The 21814-nt window shown below is 63.0% G+C and carries 24 protein-coding genes; 13 read left to right on the forward strand and 11 right to left on the reverse strand.

The window, feature by feature from the left end:
- Positions 1-10: 10 nt before the first annotated feature.
- From RFM98_RS30175 to RFM98_RS30195, 5 genes are all read left to right on the forward strand, one after another.
- A complete protein-coding gene (locus tag RFM98_RS30175) occupies positions 11-820 on the forward strand; it encodes a helix-turn-helix transcriptional regulator (protein ID WP_320312147.1) in 810 nt (269 codons plus the stop codon).
- Between the two features lie 136 nt (positions 821-956).
- Positions 957-3947: an ATP-binding protein gene (locus RFM98_RS30180; RefSeq protein ID WP_320312148.1), complete on the forward strand. Its 2991-nt coding sequence runs from the start codon at positions 957-959 to the stop codon at positions 3945-3947.
- Between the two features lie 415 nt (positions 3948-4362).
- Positions 4363-4575: a dodecin family protein gene (locus tag RFM98_RS30185; RefSeq protein WP_320312149.1), complete on the forward strand. Its 213-nt coding sequence runs from the start codon at positions 4363-4365 to the stop codon at positions 4573-4575.
- Positions 4576-5468: 893 nt separating this feature from the next.
- A complete protein-coding gene (locus RFM98_RS30190; protein WP_320312150.1) occupies positions 5469-7199 on the forward strand; it encodes a DUF1963 domain-containing protein in 1731 nt (576 codons plus the stop codon).
- Positions 7200-7265: 66 nt separating this feature from the next.
- Entirely contained in the window at positions 7266-7424 is a 159-nt protein-coding gene (locus RFM98_RS30195) for a hypothetical protein (protein ID WP_320312151.1), read from the forward strand.
- A gap of 158 nt (positions 7425-7582) precedes the next feature.
- On the opposite strand, the gene RFM98_RS30200 is transcribed toward RFM98_RS30195, so the two are convergent.
- From RFM98_RS30200 to RFM98_RS30215, 4 genes are all read right to left on the reverse strand, one after another.
- The gene (locus RFM98_RS30200; protein WP_320312152.1) at positions 7583-8350 is read right to left on the reverse strand and encodes an alpha/beta fold hydrolase; all 768 of its coding nucleotides are present in this window, start codon (positions 8348-8350) and stop codon (positions 7583-7585) included.
- Positions 8351-8504: 154 nt separating this feature from the next.
- Positions 8505-9551, reverse strand: coding sequence for a D-cysteine desulfhydrase family protein (locus RFM98_RS30205; RefSeq protein WP_320312153.1), 1047 nt, complete (start codon positions 9549-9551; stop codon positions 8505-8507).
- 56 nt (positions 9552-9607) lie between these two features.
- The gene (locus RFM98_RS30210; protein ID WP_320312154.1) at positions 9608-10093 is read right to left on the reverse strand and encodes a RidA family protein; all 486 of its coding nucleotides are present in this window, start codon (positions 10091-10093) and stop codon (positions 9608-9610) included.
- Positions 10087-10812 carry an SDR family NAD(P)-dependent oxidoreductase gene (locus RFM98_RS30215; protein WP_320312155.1) on the reverse strand — a complete coding sequence of 242 codons (726 nt, stop codon included), beginning with the start codon at positions 10810-10812 and terminating at the stop codon, positions 10087-10089. The genes RFM98_RS30210 and RFM98_RS30215 overlap by 7 nt, the downstream gene beginning before the upstream one ends.
- Positions 10813-10944: 132 nt before the next feature.
- Here RFM98_RS30215 and RFM98_RS30220 point away from each other — a divergent pair, with 132 nt between their 5' ends.
- Positions 10945-11871 carry a LysR family transcriptional regulator gene (locus RFM98_RS30220; RefSeq protein ID WP_320312156.1) on the forward strand — a complete coding sequence of 309 codons (927 nt, stop codon included), beginning with the start codon at positions 10945-10947 and terminating at the stop codon, positions 11869-11871.
- 149 nt (positions 11872-12020) lie between these two features.
- Here the strand turns inward: RFM98_RS30220 and RFM98_RS30225 are convergent, their stop codons facing one another.
- Complete coding sequence (locus RFM98_RS30225; RefSeq protein ID WP_320312157.1) at positions 12021-12404, reverse strand: SgcJ/EcaC family oxidoreductase; 384 nt, start codon at positions 12402-12404, stop codon at positions 12021-12023.
- A gap of 143 nt (positions 12405-12547) precedes the next feature.
- On the opposite strand from RFM98_RS30225, the gene RFM98_RS30230 reads away from it, so the two are divergent.
- The 3 genes from RFM98_RS30230 (at position 12548) to RFM98_RS30240 (ending at position 13936) form a co-directional block, all read left to right on the forward strand.
- Positions 12548-12757, forward strand: a complete 210-nt coding sequence (locus tag RFM98_RS30230; protein WP_040980578.1) for a hypothetical protein — start codon at positions 12548-12550, stop codon at positions 12755-12757.
- A gap of 139 nt (positions 12758-12896) precedes the next feature.
- Complete coding sequence (locus tag RFM98_RS30235) at positions 12897-13286, forward strand: VOC family protein (RefSeq protein WP_320312158.1); 390 nt, start codon at positions 12897-12899, stop codon at positions 13284-13286.
- A gap of 164 nt (positions 13287-13450) precedes the next feature.
- Complete coding sequence (locus RFM98_RS30240; RefSeq protein ID WP_320312159.1) at positions 13451-13936, forward strand: hypothetical protein; 486 nt, start codon at positions 13451-13453, stop codon at positions 13934-13936.
- A 77-nt stretch (positions 13937-14013) separates the two neighbouring features.
- On the opposite strand, the gene RFM98_RS30245 is transcribed toward RFM98_RS30240, so the two are convergent.
- From RFM98_RS30245 to RFM98_RS30260, 4 genes are all read right to left on the reverse strand, one after another.
- Positions 14014-14787 carry a slipin family protein gene (locus tag RFM98_RS30245; RefSeq protein ID WP_320312160.1) on the reverse strand — a complete coding sequence of 258 codons (774 nt, stop codon included), beginning with the start codon at positions 14785-14787 and terminating at the stop codon, positions 14014-14016.
- Positions 14784-16148, reverse strand: a complete 1365-nt coding sequence (locus RFM98_RS30250; protein WP_320312161.1) for an NfeD family protein — start codon at positions 16146-16148, stop codon at positions 14784-14786. Before RFM98_RS30250 ends, RFM98_RS30245 begins: the two co-directional genes overlap by 4 nt.
- Positions 16149-16394: 246 nt before the next feature.
- Positions 16395-16700: a hypothetical protein gene (locus RFM98_RS30255; RefSeq protein WP_320312162.1), complete on the reverse strand. Its 306-nt coding sequence runs from the start codon at positions 16698-16700 to the stop codon at positions 16395-16397.
- 136 nt (positions 16701-16836) lie between these two features.
- Positions 16837-17031 (reverse strand): hypothetical protein, encoded by a 195-nt coding sequence (locus tag RFM98_RS30260; protein ID WP_320312163.1) that lies wholly within the window; start codon positions 17029-17031, stop codon positions 16837-16839.
- Positions 17032-17352: 321 nt separating this feature from the next.
- Here RFM98_RS30260 and RFM98_RS30265 point away from each other — a divergent pair, with 321 nt between their 5' ends.
- Positions 17353-17751: a low affinity iron permease family protein gene (locus tag RFM98_RS30265; RefSeq protein ID WP_320214484.1), complete on the forward strand. Its 399-nt coding sequence runs from the start codon at positions 17353-17355 to the stop codon at positions 17749-17751.
- 91 nt (positions 17752-17842) lie between these two features.
- On the opposite strand, the gene RFM98_RS30270 is transcribed toward RFM98_RS30265, so the two are convergent.
- On the reverse strand, positions 17843-19327 hold the full coding sequence (locus tag RFM98_RS30270) for an MFS transporter (RefSeq protein WP_320312164.1): 1485 nt from the start codon (positions 19325-19327) through the stop codon (positions 17843-17845).
- A gap of 133 nt (positions 19328-19460) precedes the next feature.
- Between RFM98_RS30270 and RFM98_RS30275 the strand changes: the two genes are divergently transcribed.
- From RFM98_RS30275 to RFM98_RS30285, 3 genes are all read left to right on the forward strand, one after another.
- Positions 19461-20363 (forward strand): LysR family transcriptional regulator, encoded by a 903-nt coding sequence (locus RFM98_RS30275; protein WP_320312174.1) that lies wholly within the window; start codon positions 19461-19463, stop codon positions 20361-20363.
- A gap of 202 nt (positions 20364-20565) precedes the next feature.
- Positions 20566-20769 (forward strand): hypothetical protein, encoded by a 204-nt coding sequence (locus RFM98_RS30280; protein ID WP_320312165.1) that lies wholly within the window; start codon positions 20566-20568, stop codon positions 20767-20769.
- A 225-nt stretch (positions 20770-20994) separates the two neighbouring features.
- Positions 20995-21222, forward strand: a complete 228-nt coding sequence (locus RFM98_RS30285; RefSeq protein ID WP_320312166.1) for a hypothetical protein — start codon at positions 20995-20997, stop codon at positions 21220-21222.
- A gap of 47 nt (positions 21223-21269) precedes the next feature.
- Here RFM98_RS30285 and RFM98_RS30290 read toward each other — a convergent pair whose 3' ends face one another.
- Positions 21270-21392, reverse strand: a complete 123-nt coding sequence (locus RFM98_RS30290) for a hypothetical protein (RefSeq protein WP_320214489.1) — start codon at positions 21390-21392, stop codon at positions 21270-21272.
- Between the last annotated feature and the right edge of the window lie 422 nt (positions 21393-21814).

The following is a 21814-nucleotide window of genomic DNA, read 5'->3' on the forward strand; positions in this document are numbered from 1 at the left end:
CCCTATTTCGATGGCAACCAAAGGTGAAGTCAGCTCATCAAATGCGCCGGAACACGCTTCGCGTTTCGGCCCTCCGCCATTTGACCTCTGGAACAAATCGCTGGGGGATATAGCTGCCAACATCGGATCGCCGCAGTTTCCGCGGGCCTTGGCCGAAGCGCTCCGACTGCTCGCACCATTCGAAATGATGAATGCCTTCCAATACGCCCCCGATGGAACCGCGCACGACCTCTTCAACGAGGACATTCCCGTTGAACGCGTTGTCATCGTCGACCACTATTTGGCCGGTGCCTATCTGCTTGATCCTTTCTACGACGCCGTACGCCAATCCGGCGACCCGCGGCTCCTAGTGATGCGAAACCTTACGCCAGACGAGTTCCACCAGACCGAGTACTACCGACGCCACTACGCCTCGACCAAGATATCCGACGAGGTGGGATTTGTTCTGCCTCTCGACCGAGGAGTCATCGGCGTATTGTCGCTTAGCCGAATTGGTGGCGGACTTTTCGCCGACGGAAAAATCGAGACAATGGCGCAGGCAGCACCAGTTGTGTGTGCACTGGCAGCTCGCCACTGGCGCGCAGCGTCTGTTGCTTCCGTACCTGCTAGCGGTAGCCGGGCGATCCCAAGAATTGAGCACCAACGCCTGACCAGGCGTGAGAACGAAATCGTCAACCTTCTATTGAAGGGCCACTCTAGCCTGTCGACTGCGCTACAGCTCTCGCTCTCGCCGAACACCATCAAGGTGCATCGCCGACGCATTTACGAGAAACTCAACCTGTCAAGCCAGGCAGAGCTTTTTCTGCTCTTTCTGGCGTGATGGAGGCCGCCGCAGGCTTGGCGTGCGATCACGCAGAGCCGCGTCCAAAGTGATTTTGACGCGATAATCCGGAAGGGTTATTTGCGCCAGCGTATTGCCGTAGCATAGTCTCCGCGAAGCGCATTGGAGGATTGCCATGAGCCGGGTTACAGTGGCACATGTGCGGACATCCGTGATCGCCAATTCGACTCAAGCCGTTAGACAAGGACCACGGCATGCTGCTACCGTTCGCCAGGTTCACTTCAGCGGTGTGAGCGTGGGCTGGCCGGCGTCCGACGCCCGAAATAGAGGCGTGACATTCGGGGCATTCCATCTCCTGCCTGAGCAGAAATTGCTGCTTGAGGCGGGTCGTGAGGTGCGGCTTGGAAGCCGATCGCTAGAGGTGCTGATCGCCCTGATCGAGCACGCCGGCCAAATACTCTCCAAAGCTGAGCTGACCGCTATTGTCTGGCCAAATACCTTCGTGGACGAGGCCAATCTCCGGGTCCATATCGGGGCACTCCGCAAAGCGCTTCGCGATGGGCAAGAGGGCAAGCGGTTCATCGTCAACGTTCCGAGCCGCGGTTACACCTTCGTTGCACCTGTTACCGCGGCTGACGATACAGACCAACGCGCGGCGCTAACGGGCGCACGGAGCCGTTCACGCAACGATTTGCCGTCGCTGCTCACGCGCATAGTCGGCCGGGACGATGCGATCGACACGATCGCGACCCAGATTTCCCGTCATCGCTTCGTGACGATAGTCGGTGTTGGAGGCATGGGAAAAACAACCGTCGCACTGGCGGTCGCCGAACGGGTCGCCCATGAGTATACGGGCGGCGCCTACATTGTGGATCTGTCGGCGCTCGAGGATCGGAACCTTGTCGTCAGCGTAACAGCCTCTGCCATCGGCGTACCGGTCCAGTCCCAGAATCCGCTACCGGGCTTGATCGCGTTCCTGCGTGAACAGAATGCGCTGCTCGTCCTCGACACGTGCGAGCATCTTATCGAGGATTGCGCAGCGCTCGCCGAAGACTTGCTGAAGGGCGCACCCCGCCTGCACGTCCTGGCGACCAGCCGCGAACCATTGCGCGCAGAGGGAGAGCGGGTCTTTCGCCTCCCATCACTGGGCGTGCCGCCGCAGCAGGAGGACATGTCCGCGGAACAAGCACTGCAGTTTTCGTCGGTGGAGTTGTTTGCCGAGCGGGCCACCGCGAACTTCGATGCTTTCGAACTCGATGACGCCATCGCGCCAATCGTTGCCGGGATATGCCGTAGGCTCGACGGTATTCCTTTGGCGATAGAGATGGCCGCAGGCCAGGTCAACATCCTCGGCGTGCGCGGTCTGGCGAAGCACCTGGGCGATGCATTGCTTCTGCTTACGCAAGGGCGGAGAACCGCCCTGCCCCGTCACCAGACACTCGGAGCCACCCTCGACTGGAGCCACGAACTGCTGCCCGATAGCGAGCGCATCGTCTTTCGGAGGTTTGCAGTGTTCGTCGGCGACTTTGCTGCCGAGGCAGCGGTTGTGGTCGCATCGGTGAACGAGATCGCAGAAGCGGATGTGCTCAGCATGATCGCGAGTTTGGTCGCGAAGTCGCTGCTCGTAGCGAGAATCGAAGATGACATCGTGCGTTACCGATTGCTCGACACCACAAGGGCTTACGCGCATCGCAAGCTCGTCGATAGCGGCGAGCTCGGCGCTTGCGCGAGACGACACGCCGAGTTCTATCGCGACTTGTTCGAAAGCGCCGAGATGGAGGTCGAGACGCGCTCGAAGAATGAGTGGCTGGCGCTTTACGGCTGGCTCATTGACAATGTTCGAGCCGCCTTGGACTGGGCCTTTCTGCCTGGGGGCGATCCCCAACTCGGCGTCGCACTGACCGCCGCGTCGATTCCACTCTGGACCTTGCACGGGCTCACCGTGGAGTGTCGCTGGCGTATCCAGCGGGCGATTGCTGCGATCGAAACAGAAACCGATATGAATCCGCGCGACCAGATGAGACTAAATGCAGCGCTCGGCTGGTGCCTCGACCCGACCAAGGGACCTATACCAGAAGCCGCTGCGGCATGGAGGCGCGCTCTCGATGCGGCCGAGCGGCTCGACGATGGCGATTACCAGTTAAGGGTGCTCTGGGGCCTCTGGGTTTACAGCATGGATGTCGGTGAGGCGTTGGAGGCGTATCGGCTCGCCCGGCGCTTTATCGAAGTGGCGACGAGAACGGGCGACGGCGCCGATGTCGCGGTGGGCGATCGCCTCATGAGCATTTCGCTTCATTATGGTGGCGATCAGCCGGCCGCGAGGGAGCATATTGATCGAATGCTGCTCAACTACGTCAAACCCCGCAGCGCGTTGCACAACGTCCGTTTTCACCATGATCAGATGGCCCTGGCGCGCGTCACGCTCGCGCGCATCCTTTGGCTGCAGGGATTCTCCGAGCAGGCCACAAAGGCAATGCGAATTGCCTTGACGGAGGTTCGCAGCCCGGAGCTAGGGCCTTCGCTTTTGCATGTGATTGCGGAGGCGGCTCTATTCATCGGCGATCTGGAAACGGCGGAAGAGTGCGTCCCGACGCTGCTCGATGTTTCGTCGCGCACCGGGCTTCACCGATGGCATGCCCTTGGATGCTGCCTGCAAGCCATATTACACATCAAGCGCGGCGATCCAACGACCGGGGTACCCCTGCTCCGTAGCGCACTCGATACCGTTGTTTCGAGCGGCTTCACGCGGGACTATTCGACGTTTCTGGGCGTGATGGCCGAAGGCCTGGGAAGGATCGATGAAGTCGCGCCGGCGCGCGCGGCGGTTGAGGAAGCGATCCGGCGCTGCGAACAGACCGAGCAACTTTTGTGCTTGCCCGAGTTGCTGCGGATCAGAGGGGAACTCGAGTTGTACGAGGGAACGCCGGAAGCGCTGACCGCAGCGGAAGATTCTTTTCTTCGAGCACTGGATCAGGCGCGGGCGCAGAGCGCCCTGGCTTGGGAACTTCGCGCCGCGACAAGCCTTGCCCGCCTGCGCCACAATCATGGTCGGAACCACGAGGCCTTAGCAGCCTTGGCGCCGGTCTACGCCCGTTTCCGCGAAGGGTTTGACACTGCCGACCTGATACAGGCACACACGTTGCTGACAGCGCTGAAGGCCTCATAGTTGCGGAGATCGAGGCCGTCTCGAATTCGGTAAGGTATGGATCGAAATGGCCGCCCTCAAGCAGGCTTCGTCGTTCATCTTGCCGCCTTGGTGCACGACAAAGAAAAAGAGGACGTCAGTCTCAGGCGCTGATCCGGACGAAGGACGAGAAGCCTACGGGCAGATTCCATGTTGGGAAGTTCTGGATTGAGATCCATTGAAAGCGTTGCGCCCAAACGACGCGGTAATCGACAGCCGACGCCGTTAAGATCATAAAGGACCGCTTGAACCGACAACCTGCAGGAAATTCGCGGAAGCGCCAGCCGGCACGCTGCCACGGAAAAGAATGCCAAATCTGGCAAATGAGCCGGCACCTTCGGAATTGAGCCAAATTGGCTCAATCCAAACCTCGGCGGCAAGCAACGGAGGAAGAGCGATGGCCGAAAGCGTTTACAAAATCATCGAGATCGTGGGAACCAGCACGGAGTCTTGGGAGAGGGCCGCAGCGGCGGCCGTTGAGCGGGCCGGCCAGTCGCTGAGGGATCTCCGAGTTGCAGAAGTTGGACAACTGGATTTGCAAATCAGAGACGGCAAAGTCGAGGCCTACAGGGCGAAACTGAAGGTCTCGTTCAAGTACGAAGCTGACTAGTACCGTCGGAATCACAGCTCCGAAGAAGAGATGGCGTTGGCGCTCTATTTCGCCAACACGCGTGCGTTCGTGCTTGGCGGAACCGGGCATCAAAATTCGGCACCGCCGAAACTTCCCCAGGCACGGCGCCCGCGTTTGGGCCGTCAGTTGAATGCAGGAGCAAGTCGGCGGCATCTGCTGCCCGCCGGCCTCCGTCCACGCCGAGGCAGCTGAGTGCTGGACCGTTAGGTCGAGGCGACAGGGTTGTGTGACCTCTGCCTTGGGAGGGCAATGTACGGCCTACTATGCCGAACTTCGCCGATAGGAAAATAGAACTCTTTCGATAGTGGATCTAGCGATATAGCGATCTACCGACTCGAACCCCCAGAATGAGAACTTCGATCAAGTTTGCACCACTGCGGATCGAGGCACCCAGCGTCCTCATGTGCACGCGCATTTCGACCGGAGGCGCAATGCCAGAAGGTACGAAAACTTCCAAGAACCCCAGTCGGTCTCTGAGGGTGGAACGGTTCGGTGACGGCTTTGGGGCCGACAACAGTCTGACAGCTTCGGTGTCCTAAAGCGCGTCGCGCTGAACCGGATTCAGGCGACGCGCTTTAAGTCTTTGTTTTGATGCATGTCGTTGTCCCAGAACCGCTGCACACTTCCGGGCGACATGCATTAATCTTCAAGAGCAGACATCAGGTTGGGCGGAGGCATGGTCGTAACATGACCACCCCCGGTTTGGGCGGCAACGAATCCGGTCGAGTGCGACAGGCTGGACTTGCCGTCGCAGCCATACGATCTTCGGTGCGGGGTCACTTTCGACGCGACAGCTCGTGGCGGGGACACAAATGCTCGATGCCATCCTTACCTTCGTCGCCACGTTGTTAGTCGCGGTATTCGCGATGATAATGCTGCTGGCCGGCGTCGAGACATGGAACGGTTCGATGATCGAGCCGCTTCTCCTGCGCCGAACGCTCCTGCTTCTCATCCCGATAGTAGGGATCGGCCTGGCGTTTCTTCGGGCTCGCCGCAGCCTGCGTAAGGCTCGAGCGAAACGCCAGGCGGCGGATTCCCGCGAGAATGTCCGCGCGGCCGGGCAGGCTCGCCCTGCCGCGGACCTCACTCGCCAGCGCACCAACGCTGCCGGCGGGGACGTCGCCGCAAAGATGGCGGCGGAGTCCCAGGCACAGGCCAAACGCACCGACGATGCCCACAAGGCGAAGATCCGCGCGCACGTCAAGCGCAAGGCACCGCCCACCAGCGATGCCGACCGCGCGGCGATCGCGCTCGCCTCGCGGGCCTGCCTTGCCATCCGCCACGTCTTCCCGCCGCGCCACCCGCAACGTTCGATGAGCTTTTTCGGCGGCGTGCCGCTGGCGCCTGACGATCTGGACTGGCCGATGATCCACAACCGCAAGGGGCTGCTCGAGCCGCTCACCTTCATGGGCCAAGTCGACCTCGGCGGGCTCCCCGACGGGCCGGCACGCTCGCTGCTCCCTGCGCACGGCTATCTTTATTTCTTCGCGCCGATGTCGGGCAATTTCGACGGCGATGCGAGCCACTTCGTCGTCCGCTACGTCGAAGGCAAGGCCCGCAAGGACTGGGGTCCTCAGCACAATCCCGGATTTCTGGAGCCGATCGACGGCGCCGAGAACGCCCGCTACCGATATCCCTGGCTGACCTGGCACGACAAGCCGGAGAAGGTCTATCCACGCTTCTATCCGCGCATCGAGATCGAGCTCGGCTGGTTGGAGGACGTCGCCGAGGTGGAGGAAAGCGATTCGGATGCCGACGACGGCTTCCCATGGGAGGTCGCCAAGCAGCGCCGCCGCCAGCAGCTCGTCGCGTTTCACGGCGCGCCGGTCTCCTGGAACAACGCGCTCTCCGCGCACGACAAGCCCACGGACCGGCTCTGGATCCCGTTCGAGGGTTTTCCGACCAACCGTCGGACGGCGGAGGTCCTGCTGGGTTACCTGAAGTCATACATCAAGGAGGAGACCATCGGGATCAAGGCTCGGCTCGACACCCTGCCGGTAAGGTTCGAGGACCCGGAGCGGTCGCGGCTCTCCGCCCTGCTCGACCGCTACGCGCAATTCGAAAAGGACCGCTGGCGGATTTTTCAGCTGGCAACGACCGGAGAAGCCCAGCGTGGCAAGGCGCTCGACGAGAACCAGCGGACCGACCTCCTTGCGCTACTCGAGGAATTGCGCGCCGGCGCGCTGCCGGAAGGTGTGCTCGAGCGCCACTATATACACAAGCGCCTGCCCATGGTGCTGAACGACTGGATCGCGAGAGCGGCGGTCGAAGGCGCCGAAAGCGCGCTCGCCGATCCGGACGGGATCGCGCAGGTGCCCGACGCTGTCGTCGAGGCGCTCCGCTACCGGCACAGCGCGCTGCGCGATCCAGACTTCAGCAAGAACGGCTCATACGCACAGCACCAGATGCTGGGCCGCGGCGTCGCCATCCAGGACGCGGCCGAGTTGATGGCGCCCGAGCACATCCTTCTGCTCCAGCTTCGCTGGGACAATGCGCTCGACTGGCACATGGGCGACGCCGGCGCGGCGCAATACTGGATCCGTCCGGCCGACCTAGCGGCGCGGCGCTTCGAGAACACCGTGCTCACCTTCGAGAGCCACTGAAGCGAGGGTGTCTCCCGCGGGCGCTGGTCGGCCTGCTGGACAGCCGGCGATAACGGGTGGGGTTAGATGGCATTCAGCGTAGAATGGATCAGCAAGGGCCTGCGCTTCAGTTCACCGAAGGAAGAGCCGGGTTGGATCGTCGTACCGACCGGTGGATTCATCTACGCAGCCGCCCTGATCGGCGAACCGGCGCGCGGCTGCGATTGCGTGCGAGTCAAACAATAAAGCCGTCTCGATCAGATCGAGACGGCCAGAGATTTATGATGAAATTGGTTGCGGGGACCCGCAACCACCGATACCGACATTCGCTAACCGTCGCGGTTTGAGTAACGTGCGCTCATATACGGATCAGATGAACCGTCGAATGTTACCCGCCGATTCGCTTACTTCGCGGCAGTCTCGATCACGCTGGCGACCGTTGCCGGCTGAGAGATGAAGACAGCGTGGCTTGCGGCCACTTCAGTCACCTTCGCGCCGGAGCGTTGATACATCCAACGCTGCAGCTCCGGGCTCACAACATGATCCTGGGTGGTCAGGATGGCGAAGCTGGGCTTGGTTCGCCATGCGGCCACGGAGACGGGCGTTCCCAGAGCTTTCTCAGCAAGCTGCTGCTGGGAGTCCGCCAGGAACTGAGCGTCCGATGCCGGGACATCCTGGGCATAGGTCGCAGCGAACAGGGCGGGCTGGATGAAGAAATATTTGCCGGTGGAGGCCTTAGGCGCCGGCGTGGCCCGCATGGCATCGTTGGGAGCGGCGAATTTCGTCAGAAGCTGCCCGCTGGCTTCTCCTGCGTCGGGTTGGAGTGCGGCCACATAGACCAGCGCAGTGACTTTTGAATCGGTACCTGCCTCCGTGATCACGGAACCGCCATAGCTATGACCGACCAGCACCACAGGCCCCGTCTGCTGATCGAGAACGCGCTTGGTCGCCTCGACGTCCGCTGCGAGACCGGTGAGCGGCTCCTGCACGACAGTCACATGGAACCCGTCCTTGGACAGGATGTCGTAGACGGCCCTCCAGCCTGAGCCATCCACCAGGGCACCATGGACAATGACGATATCTTTCGCGGCCGGCTTTGATTCAGCATGCGCCATGGTGCCACTCATGGCTATCATGAGGGCAATGGCAAAGTTCTTCCGTAATTTGGACATGTGAGTCTCCTGTGGTGTTCAAGTTGCCCGCCATTTCGCACAGCCATCGTAGTGGCGGGTATGTATCGATCGGTGATGGCCAACCGGGGTCGCTGTTGTTCGACTTCGTCGTGGTGTTTCGAGCCGCCGCCTGGGAAAAGATTGCGGGCTTTGTTCAGGTTGGAGCCTTGCGGTCCGTGCCAAGGAAATCGCCCGCATAGGCATAGAGGCCGGGAATCCCGCCTGTCATGATGAAGAGGACAGCGTCGCCGGCCGCATATCGTCCGGCCGAGATGTCCGCCAACAAGCCGGCGAACGCTTTCCCACCATAGACAGGGTCAAGCAGCAGGCCTTCCCGGCTCGCCATCAACCGAACCGCCTCGACCATGGCGGGTGTTGGAACGCCATAGCCTTGACCCAGCTGGTCTCCCGAAAGGTTGACGTCATTCGAGCTGAGCGACGCCTCAGAGCCCAGCAAGGTCAACGCTGCATTGGCTATCTCCACCGTTGTCGAGACGGCACTGGTGGTGGGGGCAAGCACCGAGTGAGATCTCACCCGCGTGGTATCAAGTCCCAACGCCCGATATCCGGCGACCAATCCAGCCTGCGTTCCTGAACTTCCGTTCGGGACGACGACCTCCGCGAAATCAACGTCGAGATCATTGGACTGCGTCTGGATTTCGAGCACGCAGGCCACGTAGCCCAGGCTTCCGACCGGCGAGGAGCCGCCGAACGTCGCCATGTAAGCGATGTGGCCAGCCAGACGCAGCTCCTCAAACCGCTCCTCCGCAAACCGTGTCGAGTTGACGCCGGCGGGTAGATGATGGATGCGAGCGCCGAAGAGATCGTCGAGCAGAACATTGCCATTTCGATCGTATTCGTCCCCTTCACGTGGCACAAAAGGTGCGAGAACCAGCTCGCAGGCCAGGCCCAGCTTGGCGGCCGCGGCGGCCGTCAGGCGCGTGAAGTTCGATTGCCGGCCGCCTGTGGCGATGATTGTGTCGGCGCCTGCCGCAGTGGCGTCGCCGAGCAGGAACTCAAGCTTCCGCAGCTTGTTGCCGCCACCGCCCAGCGACATGAGATCGTCGCGCTTGGCATAGATTCGAACGCCATTCAATGACGAGCCCAAAGCGTCCTCGATACGGCAGAGGCGCTGAATAGGAGTCGGCCCTTCCAGCAAGGCGCGACGCGGCATGAGACTAAGGGCTTGGGAAAGAGACATGATTACACCTCGGCAATGGGCAACGACACGCTCACCTTGCAAAGCATTGCCTTCGCCTAGGCCGCGATTTCAAAGACGAGCTCGACTTCGACGGGCATGCCGAGGGGCAGGCTGGCGACGCCAAGAACGACGCGGCCCGAGAGCATTTCGGTGCCGAACACCTTGACGAGGAGCTCGGACGCTCCGTCGGCTATTTTCGGGTGACCCCGGAAGTCGCCTTCTGTAGCGATATAGACGCCGAGCTTCGCCACGCCGGTTATCTTGTCGAGCGAGCCGAGATGCTCCTTGGCCGCCGATAAGGCGTTGAGACAAGCAATCTCCGCCGCCTTTCGCCCCTCCTCCGCCGACAGCGCGCCACCGACGCGCCCCACATATTGCGGCTCGCGCCCGATGACTGGCAGCATGCCGCTGAGAAAGAGCAGATTGCCGATCTTCACAGTCTCGACATAGGCGCCGAACGGGGTTGGCGGCGGGGGGAGCGCGATGCTGAGATCGCTCAGCCGCTGTTCGGCGCTGGCTTGAATGCTCATACCGGTCACCATCTTCCCAGATGTGCGCCGCCATCGACGTGCAGCACCTCCCCGGTTATGCGCGGCGCCTCTGTGAGGAAGAGAACCGCATCGGCAATTTCCTGTACGCCGGAGATACTGTGCATCGGCGAGAGCGTCTTCAGAAACTCCTTCGGGTTATCCTTGTGCAGCGGCGTGTCGACAACGCCGGGTGCGACCGTGTTGGCGCGGATCTGCTCCTTGGCATATTCCATCGCAATGTTCTTCGACATGGCTTCGATGCCTCCCTTGGTCAGCATGGCGACCGATGCATTCACACCGGCGATCGGGCGACCAACCAACGGTGTGGTAATGCTGACAATGCTGCCACCGCAGTTCTGCGCCAGCATCTGCCGCACGACGCGCTGCGTGAGATGCAGAAACCCTTCGAGATTCGTGGCCGCGAGGCGCCGGTAATCTTCGATCGAGTAGTCGATAAAGGGCTTGGTGAAGAAAATCCCGGCATTGTTGACCAAGGCGTCGATCGAGCCGAACCGCGCAAGCGCGGTTTCGACGACGGCCTTGGCCGTCTCCGGGTCCGCTATGTCGCCATCGACGCGGGCCAGGTGGTCGGATGGGTTGAGCTCCGTCGACCGACTGACCTGCCGTGAGGTCGCGACGACATTATAGCCTCTTTCGAGAAAGCTGTTGGTGAGGCCGGCACCGATGCCCTGAGAGGCGCCGGTGATTACGGCAGTTTTCCGCGTCTGCATGTTCATCTCCAATGGAAGGGCGGCGTCAGTCCTGTTGGATTGCCCTAGTGACATTGCATATGGTGCAGACACGATTTCTCAATTAGGTGGAAATATCTGGAATGTCTTTTGCACCCATGCAAAAATCCGCACATGGCCGATCTGAATGACATCGTCGTCTTCGTAAGGGTTGCGCAGTTCGAGAGCTTCAGCCGCGCCGCGCATGCTCTCGGCATGCCCGTCTCCACCGTCAGCCGCAAGGTGACGGCGCTGGAGGAACGGCTCGGTGTGACCCTGCTGCAGCGGACGACGCGCAAGCTCAGCCTGACGGAGCAGGGCCGCGCCTACTACAATCAATGCAGCGAGCCATTGGGTCAGATCTTCGACGCGGAACGGGTGCTCACGCATACCCAGAAGGAGCCGGAAGGTCTTCTGCGGATCTCCGCGCCGGCTATCCTTGGCCAGGAGCCGTTCTACGCGTTCCTATCCTCATTTCTGAAGACCTATCCGCGTATCCAGGCCGACCTGTTCACCACCAACCTGTTCCTGGACCTGATAGCCGAAAATATCGACGTCGCCATCCGTTTTGGCGAGTTGCGGGATTCGAGCCTGATCGCGCAGCGCATCGGAAAGAGCGTCCGCTATGTCGTCGCCACGCCGGAATATCTGCACGGTCGGATTCCCCCGTCACGGCCCGAGGACCTGCGCCAGCATCGATGCGTCCTCCTGCAGGCGCGAAACAATGAGGTGGAATGGCATCTGGTCAGCGGCAAGAAATCCATCAAGCTCCACGTCTCGGGGCCGGTGGCGGCGAGAGATTTCCAGGCGGTGAGCGCTTTCACCTACCGGGGCCACGGTATTGGCCTGCTGCCATCAACCTATTGCGATGCTCAGATCGCGAGTGGGGAACTCGTCCGGCTTCTGCCTGATTGGTCGTCGCCGGAAATCTTCGTGCATGCCGTCTATCCGACGCGCCGATTTCTGCCGGCGAAGCTGCAGGTGTTTCTCGACGAACTGAAGGCCTGGAAGAGTCCCCTCTGGATTCCGCTGCGATCAGCGGGGACACTGCGCGACAGCTGACTTCGACGTCCCATATCGATCTTAGCGGCCGCACGCGCGTCCAGTCGGACTGGCTTCCAGTCAAGGCCGTTGAAACCTGCGTAGAGCGTTTCGAGCGCTTACAGATGGAGGGGATTCGAGTCCTCATTGTGGGCCTCGGGCAATGGCGCCTACCCCTGCGTGGCCAGCAGATTCGCATCCCTTGCCAGCCGCCAGCGCCCATCGCTTTCCTTGCGCAGCAGTGTCAGCGTGTAGCCCGACCGCCGCGCCGGCTCGCCGCCGGGGGGCGTCGCGGTCATGTCGATGCGGTTGCGGATGTAGGCCCAGTCACCGAGCAGCTTGAGCTCCACGATCTCGCTCACGCCGTCGATCTTCGTCTCGCCCATGCCCCTGGAGGCGGCGGCGAAGGCTTCCTTGCCGAACGGCTCCTTGCCGGGGACCATGAAGACAACGTCGTCCGTCATCAGGCCGAGCACTGTCTCCAGATCGCCCTTCCGGCTCGCCGCCATCCAGGTCTCGACCACCTGACGGATGGCGGTCTCGTCTTCGGTCATTGGTTTGCCTCCCTTATTATCGTCCGACAGGCGGGTTGGCATCAATAGCTGGTGCAATTGCCGCCGCCGGCAATGCCCGCCGACGGAACCCACTCGCAACTGCCCGCGTTTGAACAGAGCACTCCATGAAATGGAGATGGACAATGGCAAGCGCAGCCGACCGCGATCCGCGGCACCACACCCAGAAAATGCAAAAGGCGTTTCAGGAGATTCAAGACCACCTCCGCGAAGATATAACGAAGGTCGACGAACCCCAGCTCAAGGCGATGTTCGAAACGTCGGCGGAGGTCCTGGGCGGCCTGATCAAGGCATTCCGCGACTACGAGCAGAAGAATGAGGCAGCCTGGCGGTAACCCGGGTAGAGTGGTTCACCGTTTCATGGAAGCGGCGAAGCGCCCTACCTTTTTGCTTGACGCAATTGCGAACGGAAAACAGCCACTCACTTTTCCTGGAATTGCTCCAGATCGTGAAAGAGATCAGCGAGGCAAGACAATGGCGGCATCCGCGACTGTAAATGTCCGATATATGGTCACCGACGTCGACGACGCCGTGGCTTGGTATACGCAACATTTGGGCTTCAAACCGCTGTCGAACCATGCGCCGGCCTTCGCTGACGTGACACGCGGAGCCCTCCGACTGCTCCTTAGCGGTCCCACCAGTTCGGCCGGCAGGCCAATGCCCGACGGCGAGCGGCCGGGCCCAGGAGGCTGGAATCGCATTCATCTGATCGTCGAGGATCTGGAGGCCGAGGTCGCGCGGCTGCAGGCGGCGGGCCTGTCCTTCCGCAATGAAATCGTGACGGGGCCAGGCGGTTCGCAGATCCTGCTGGTCGATCCTTCCGGAAATCTGGTGGAACTGTTCCAGCCGACCCAGGGCCGGTGATCGCAATCCCGCGCTAGAGAAACTCTGAGAAGCCGGCACGAGGCACCCCCCTTTGCCCTGCCGGGCATCTCCCACTCAAGGGAGGCGCCTCGTGCCGGCGTCTCACGATTTTCCGCCATCAAGCGCCAATTTCGGTATGATCGAGCCACCAACGAGAGGCGATCATGAAAAGCGCATTGGCACTGGCGGCACTCACATTTCTCACCACTCTGCCCGCCCATGCCGCATCCTGCTCCTGGTCGGCCAAGATGGAGGAGGACGAGGGCGGCAGCGTGATGACGGCTTCGGTCTGCGGCGGGCCGAAGGGGGATGCGCATCTGATGCTGGCCTGCTTCGGCAAGCCGGTGCTGAGCTATGACCTCGGCGACGCGGGCGGTCAGCTCGAGCCGGGTATCAGCGGCTCCTTCACCTTCAAGGCCGGCGACAAGAGCCTGACGAAAAAGCTCGAGCTCGAGGCGATGTACAATTACTTCACCGCCGAGCTCTCCGGCCCCACCGACCCGTTGCTGGCGCTGCTGCGCGGCAAGGGCGACTTGACTGTTTCCGCGGACAAATATGGCGAGGCGAGCTTTCCGCTGAAAGGCTCTGGTGCTGCGATCGGCAAGGTGCTGGCCGCGTGCGGCAAGGGTTCGGGTGGCGAGGCGGATTGAGAGCTGGCTAATTTCCCCCTTGGTGGGGGAGATCGGCCGCCACTACCGCTTTCACCAATCTGCCAACGTTCGGAAACTCACCTGCCCTCACCGCCTCCGCCCTCCGGCCTCAGGAACTGCCGCAGCAAATCCACCGGCAGCGGGAACACCACCGTGGAGGAGCGCTCGCCGGCGATGTCGTGCAGGGCCTCGAAATAGCGCAGTTGCATGGCCTGGGGCTCCTCGGCCAGCATCTTGCCGGCTTCGACCAGCTTTGCGGCGGCCTGCTGCTCGCCATCGGCGTTGATGACCTTGGCGCGCCGCAGCCGCTCCGCCTCGGCCTGCTTGGCGATGGCGCGGACCATGCTCTCGTTCAGGTCGACATGCTTGATCTCGACATTGGAGACCTTGATGCCCCAGGCATCGGTGCGCTGGTCGAGAATCTCCTGGATGTCGCTGTTGAGCTTGTCGCGCTCGGCCAGCATCTCGTCGAGCTCGTGCTTGCCGAGCACCGAGCGCAGCGTGGTCTGCGCCAGCTGGTTGGTGGCCGCGAGGAAATCCTCGACCTGGATGATCGCCCGCTCGGCGTCGACGATGCGGAAATAGAGCACGGCGTTGACCTTCACCGACACGTTGTCGCGCGAGATGACGTCCTGCGGCGGCACGTCCTGCACCACCACGCGCAGGTCCACCCGCACCATCTGCTGGATGAAAGGAACGAGCAGGATGAGGCCAGGCCCCTTGACCCCGGTGAAGCGGCCGAGCGTGAAAACCACGCCGCGCTGATATTCCCTCAGGACGCGGATTGCCGCCGACAGGAACATGATCACCAGCAGCGCGAGCATCAGATAGGCGACATAACCGATTGTCATCGTCTTGCTCCGTCGTTTCCCGAGTTGCGCCGTCGCAGCGTCAGCACGAGGTCGCTGACGGCGGCCACCTCGACGCTGTCTCCGGGCGCCATCGGTCCGTCGGCCTTCGCCCGCCAGCGTTCGCCGAGCGCCAGCACATGGCCCTCGCCGCCTTCCCAGTCGAGAATCTGCACGGGGAGGCCGCGCATGGCATCGCTGCCGACGCGCGGCGGATTGCGCCGCGCCGCCCACAGGTAGCTGCCGGCCAGCAGCGCAAGCCCCAGCGTCAGCGCGACGGCGGGTCCGATGATCGCCCAGGATATGGCGAAGCCCGGCCCCTCGACCTCGAGCAGCATGGCTGCGCCAAGCAGGAAGGCGGCCGCGCCGCCGAGCCCCAGCAGGACCGTCGGATTGAAGGCCTCGACGATGAGGAAGGCGATGCCGAGCAGCATCAGGGCGAGCCCGGTATAGTTGATCGGCAGCAAATCGAGCGCATAGAGGGCGAGCACCAGGCACAGGGCGCCGATAACGCCCGGCGCCACCGCGCCGGGGCTCGTGACCTCGAACACGATGCCGTAGAAGCCGATCAACATCAGGAGGACGGCGACGTTCGGATCGGTGATGACGGAGAGAAGCCGGATGAACCAGCCGGGATCCAGCATCTCGACGGCCAGGCCTTTCGTCGCAAGCATCTGCTTCTTGCCGGCCACATCGACGGTGCGGCCGTCGGCCAGTTGCAGGAGCTCGGTCGTGTCGCGGGCGACGAAGTCGATGACATGTTGCTGCAGCGCGGCACTCGCCGAGAGGCTCGCCGCCTCGCGCACGGCCTTCTCGCCCCAGTCGCCATTGCGTCCGCGCAGCTCGGCGAGCGAGCGGATGAGCGCCACTGCGTCATTGGTCACCTTAGCCATCATCGGGTCCGCGGATGGCTGCTCGTTGCCCTTGTTGTCCTTCTCGCCGCCGGGAAGCGAGGGCAGCCCGCCTATCTCGACCGGCGTCGCAGCCCCCAAATTGGTCCCGGGCGCCATCGCCGCGACATGGGTGGCGTAGAGGATATAGGTTCCGGCGCTTGCCGCGTGGCCGCCGGCCGGCGCGACATAGCCGATGACGGGAACTGGCGAGGCCAGGATGTCGGCGATCATCTCGCGCATCGATGTGACCAGGCCGCCTGGCGTGTCGAGTTGGAGGATGAGGACCTCGGCGTTCCGCTCGGCCGCGGCCTTGAGCGCCTCCTTCAGTTGGCGCGCGCTTGCCGGTCCGATGGCGCCGTCGATCGCGATGCTGAAAGCAACCCTCTCCGCCGTCGTTCCGGCCGAGGAGAAGGGGAAAAAGGTCGCGGCCACGAAGGCCGCTGCCAGAAGGGCCACCCGCGCGAGTCTCACGCTCAAAAGCTCCTTGGATTCAATATGGGGTTGTGTTGGAGCGAAGTCCAATGAGGGCGGCCGAGGCGCTCCACCTGCTACGTTTGGCGATTGGCGAAAGCCGGACAGCCTCAACCCGGCCGCGGCGCCGGTTCAAACCGGCGTGCTCAAAAGCGCGGCGAAAGCAAGCCAGTCAGTGCAGGGAAATAGATCTGGGAGAACGCGCCCGGCTCGTGCTTCATCACACACGAGCCGGGCAGAAGAACATCAATAGTCGGAGCCGCCCTCGACGACGACCGGGCGATGGTGCCGGTGGATCGAACTCGTGATGACCACGGTGTCCGGGCGCCGGTGATGGCGATGGCGCCAGCCGCGCTCGCCATTGTCATAGAAGGCGACCGTGCCGTGATGGCGGTGGTGGAGACGGTGGCCCTCGTCATTGATGATGACCGCCGGGCGGTGGTGATAATGATGCCGATGATGCGTGCTGATGACGATATCGGCCTCGGCCGCGGAAGCGATGGCGGGTGCGGCGACACAGAGCGCCAGGGCAGCAAAAAGCACTGTTTTCATTGCTCTATTCCTAATTCCTGAATCATCCCTTCGCCGGGATAAACCGCTGTTCGCCGCTTTGGTTCCGGCCGGGTTGCGCGCCGGCACGGAGCCAGGCGGATCGCGACAAGCGGATGCGTTCAGCCGATAGCGAGGCTCAGCTTCCCCGCTGGCTCCGAAGCGCGACATATCTGAGGTAGGTCCTGGCCGCGGCGTCGCAGGCGCGCCGCCCCGGGCCGTTGGCCTCGATCATCGTCTTGGCAAGCCGTTGCGGCAGGCCGTATTTGCTGGCGAAGAACGCCGTGTCGTATGGCTGGTCTTCGAGGTCGTCCACGGATCTATCAAGGCTCATGTCGGCTCCCTATCGGCGCGCGCGAAAATTGGCGTGCTTGCCAATGCGAAGCCGCGGGTTTGGTTGCCGCGCTCGGCCCTCTTCGCAGGCCAGTCCGACTTCAGTCCGACAAGGCTTTCAGACCGACGCCCGACGGGTGGAACGAAGGCCTCCCGCCCTCGTTTGCCGGCATGGAATTCGCAAAATGAAATCCGGCAACAGGAGCAACGGACATGGACGACCACCGCAACAGTGTTTTGGAGGCACGCTGGCTGCTTGCCGTGCCGGCCTCGATGCTGCTCACCGTGCTGATAGCCGGCCTGCTGCTTGGGTAGCCGGCCAATGAACCGCTTCCTTTTTCTTGCAGCCGATTTCCTGTCACGTCCGCCAGGCTTCTACGCACTGCTTGCAGCCATGGCCGCCTGCACGCTGCTGGTACCGTTCGGCCTTACCAACGCGGTGACCTATGCCTTGTCGGTAGCGGCCATCATCATCACCGGGGTGGTCCTCATCCAGGGCTACCGGGACACGGCTGCCATCCACGCAAAGCTAGACGAGATCGTCATTGCCCTGCGCCAGACGCGCAACGACGTGGTCGGGCTCGAGCATGCTGAACCGCACGAGATCAGGTCGAAACTGACGGAACTGGAAATGGAGGCCGAGCGCCTGGCGGCCGGGGAAACCTTGAAGGGCGCAATGAGTGAGGCCGGTGCCGCAGTGGGTGGGGGTTCGCTGGGGTAGCTGAGGCACCGGCCGAAGGCGGAATGGGTAACCGCCGCCAGACAAGAGTAAGCTTTGCAGGCGGCGGCGAAATTACGCGATCGCGGAAGTGCTACGCGGCGCGCTTTGCCGACAGGCTGGGGATGGCCAACAGAACTGCCAGCCCCACCAATCCCGCGGCCACCGCGAAGGTCAATCCCATGCCGCCGGCAACCGCTGCCGGCGCTGCGGCCGCGACATCCTTCGTGCCCACGGCGAAGGCGAACACCGCGCCCATCACCGCCGTGCCGGTGACGAGGCCGAGATTGCGCGAGAGGCTGAGCATGCCCGACACCACGCCGCGCTCGTTACTGTCGACATCGGCCATGACGGCGGTGTTGTTGGCCGCCTGGAAGAGCTGGTAGCCCGGTGTCAGCACGATGACCGCCGCCGCGTAGCCGGCGACGCCGAAGAGGCCCGGCAACACAGCGAGCGCCGCGCAGCCGGCGACCATCAGCACAAGGCCGGTGATGACCATCGCCGCCGCGCCGAGGCGGTCGACGACGCGCCCGGCAATGACGCCGCAAAACGCCGAGACGACCGGCCCGATCGACAGCACCGCCCCCGTCGCCGCTTCGCTTAAGCCCAGCGCCCGCGACAGGAAGAACGGGCCGGCGACCAGGGTCGCCATCATCACCGTCGAGACCAGCGCGTTCATGGCGAGGCTCGGCGCCAGCACCGGGTCGCGCAACAGCGCGAGCTTGACCAGGGGCGATGCCACCCTGGCCTCGGCGGCAACGAACAGCGCCGCGCCGGCCAGGGCCATGCCGAGCAGCGCCACGTTCAGGCCGCCGAAATGGCCGCGCCCCATGGTCATGGCCAGCGCATAGGCGGCAAGCGTGGCGGCAAGCAGCAGCGTGCCCAGCGTGTCGAAGCGGGTCTTTGCGCTCGCCGTCCGACGGACGATGCCCGCCGCTTCGACGGCGGGCATCGCTCGACGGACGATGCCCGCCGCTTCGCTGGCGGGCATCGCCGTTGGAAGGAAGCGCCAGGCGGCAAGCACCGCGACGACGCCGAGCGCGGCGCTGGCGAGGAAGATCGAGCGCCAGCCGAAGGCGGCGATCAGCAGGCCGCCGAGCGAGGGTCCGAGCGCCGTGCCGATCGCCGACATGGTGCCGAGCAGGCCCATGGCGCTGCCGGTGCGCTCTTTCGGCACCGTCTCGCCGACGAAGGCTATCGTCAGCGCCATCATCACCGCGGCGCCCAGGCCTTGCACGGCCCGCGCGGCGATCAGCAGCGCCAGCGACGGCGCGAGCGCGGCGGCAAACGAGGCAGCGCTGAACAGCGCGAGGCCGGCGATCAGCAGCAGCCGGCGGCCGACGAGATCGCCGAGACGGCCGACGCTGACGATCAGCGCCGTGATGGCGAGCAGATAGGCGAGCACCACCCATTGCACCGCCGGAAAGGACGCGGCGAAGGCCAGGCTCAGCGTCGGCAGCGCGACATTGGCAATGCTGGTGCTGAGCGAGGAGATGAGCATGGCTAAAGACAGGCTGGCCAGCGCGCCCGTTGTCGAATGGCGCGCGGGCACAGCGCGGGTTTCGGCAATGTCGGCCATGATTTCTTCTCCGTCGGTTGAATTTTGCGGGGAAGATAGACGCGCGAATGACATGGCGGAACACGCAGCATTTGCACTTGAACAGTGCATGAAACGCCATATCGCTTCGACGTATCCGTGCTATGGTCGCGCCATGTCGCGACCCGATCTCAACCTGCTCGTCACGCTGGACGTGCTGCTTGCCGAAGGCAGCGTCGCCAGGGCCGCGCGGCGGCTGAAGCTCAGCCCCTCGGCGATGAGCCGGGCGCTGGCAAGGCTTCGCGAGACGACCGGCGATCCGCTTCTGGTGCGCGCCGGGCGCGGCCTGGTGCCAACCCCACGCGCCGTAGAACTCGGCGCGCAGGTCGGCCGGCTGGTGAAAGAGGCGGAAGCGGTGCTGCGGCCCGCCGTGCGGCTCGACCTCACGCGGCTTAACCGCAGCTTCACCTTGCGCAACAGTGACGGTTTCGTCGAGAATTTCGGCCCGGCGCTGCTGGCCCGCGTTTCGCGGGAAGCGCCGGGCGTGCAACTGCGCTTCGTGCCCAAGCCCGACAAGGACAGCGGCCCGATGCGCGAGGGCACGGTCGATCTGGAGACCGGAGTGGTCGGCGGCTCGACCGGCCCGGAGGTGCGCGCGCAGGCGCTGTTCCGCGACCGCTTCGTCGGCGTCGTGCGCGCCGGCCATCCTTTGAGCGAAGGTAAGATCACCGCCGCCCGCTTCGCCGCCGGCCGCCATATATTGATCTCGCGCCGTGGCCTCGACCGCGGCCCGGTGGACGACGCGCTGGAGCTCGCCGGGCTGACGCGGACAATTACGACCGTGGTCGGCGGCTTTGCCGAGGCGCTGGCGCTGGCGCGCGGCTCAGACCTCATCGCCACCGTGCCGGAGCGCTATACCGGCACGCTGCGCGAAGGCCTGTTCAGCTTCGCGCTGCCGGTGAAGCTTGCGGCGCTGACGATCTCGCTTTTGTGGCATCCGAGGCTCGATGCCGATCCGGCGCATCGCTGGCTGCGCGCGTTGGTGAAAGAGGTATGTGGCCGTTCCACGCTCCCATGATGCAGGGCTGTCCGGGAGAGGAAACCAAGCGCTGACATCCATCACGCCGCTTGCAACCAAGCGCGCGTTGCAGCCGATATCTCTAGAACATTAGCCATCACTAACATATAACATCACGCACGGGACAAAACCGCGTCCGTTACGGAACCCGCAGCATGGTCAGCGCATTGGCGGGCGCCTGTGAAAACAGCCGGAGGCTCGCTTGAGCGAATTCAGGAAGTTCGCCTGCCCCCGGTGCCTGGGCGCCGGCAAGGTGTTCGAATGCGAAAAGCAGGTGGCGTCGAACGGCACATGCTGTCCCCCGGGCGCGCTGCGCGACAATTGCCCGGGCCAACGGGTTTCCTGCCGTGCCTGCAACGGAACCGGCTTGCGCGGCTACAGCGCACCCTCCGTCTTGCAGGACTGAGCCGCCGCCCGGCTTCTCCCGATCATTAATGCATGTCGCCCAGAAGTGTGCAGCGGTTCTGGGACAACGACATGCATCAAAAAAAGACTTAAAAGCGCGTCGCCTGAATCCGGTTCGGCGCGACGCGCTTTAGTATCTGCGCCTGGCAAGCTTGCTATACATTCGTATTTTCTAATATAAATATATCGGCGAGAAGCGAAACGGCGAAGCGCCCCGGAGGCGCGCATGAAGACCTATCGCGTCGAGGAAATAAACGGCGAAGCAATCGTCGCGGTCCATTCGGCCGAAGCAAAGACGCCTTTCGAGGCGGCTGAGAAGGCGCTTGGCCTGAAAGTGACTTTGCGCGCCGGCGCCGACAGGTGGGTCCGCGTCGTCGACCTGACCGAGCGGCCGAGGCCGGTCAGGCTGCGGCCGGTGACGTTCGAATTCAAGGCGATCGGGCAAAGGAAATAGGGCGATCCGTTTTGCTTTGAACGCCGCGCACTTTTCCTGGAATTGCTTTAGGTGCTGGCGCCGCCCATCAGCGCGGCGACCAGGGTCGCCAGGAAGACAAGCAGCCCCAATGCGACCCGATCCAGCCACGACCGCCGTCTGGCAAGAACCTCGAACAACCCATTGGTCATCGCAACTTCCCCCGTTGGCTATAGGCAGTGTACCACGTCTTTCATGAGCACATCATGAAACGTCTCACAGAAGCATCCGATGCCCCTGAAGACCGCAGCCGGGCGTCAATGCTGCACTGCCGAATTGCACCCAAAAAAAGTCGGGGTTGAGGCGAGGTGTCGGCCGGCGAAAAATCAGCTTATTCAAGCGGATAGGCATATAGGCCCGGTGAAGCCTCAGGGTTACCGGAAAAGCCCGGAATTCCGCCATTTCGCAGCGCTTCGCAGCAGCGCCGGCATGGCTGCAAAGGCTGCTTCGGGCACGAAAAGGCGGCTATAAAAGCGCTTCCGGACTGACCGCCGGCGGCGTTGACAGGGCACCGCGGCAATGGCACTTCGCAACCACTGGTCACGCCATGACCGTTGCTGTTGGGGACGGACGG

Origin of the sequence: Mesorhizobium australafricanum (assembly GCF_033977265.1) — a bacterium.
In the GTDB taxonomy this organism is placed as follows: Bacteria; Pseudomonadota; Alphaproteobacteria; order Rhizobiales; family Rhizobiaceae; genus Mesorhizobium; species Mesorhizobium australafricanum.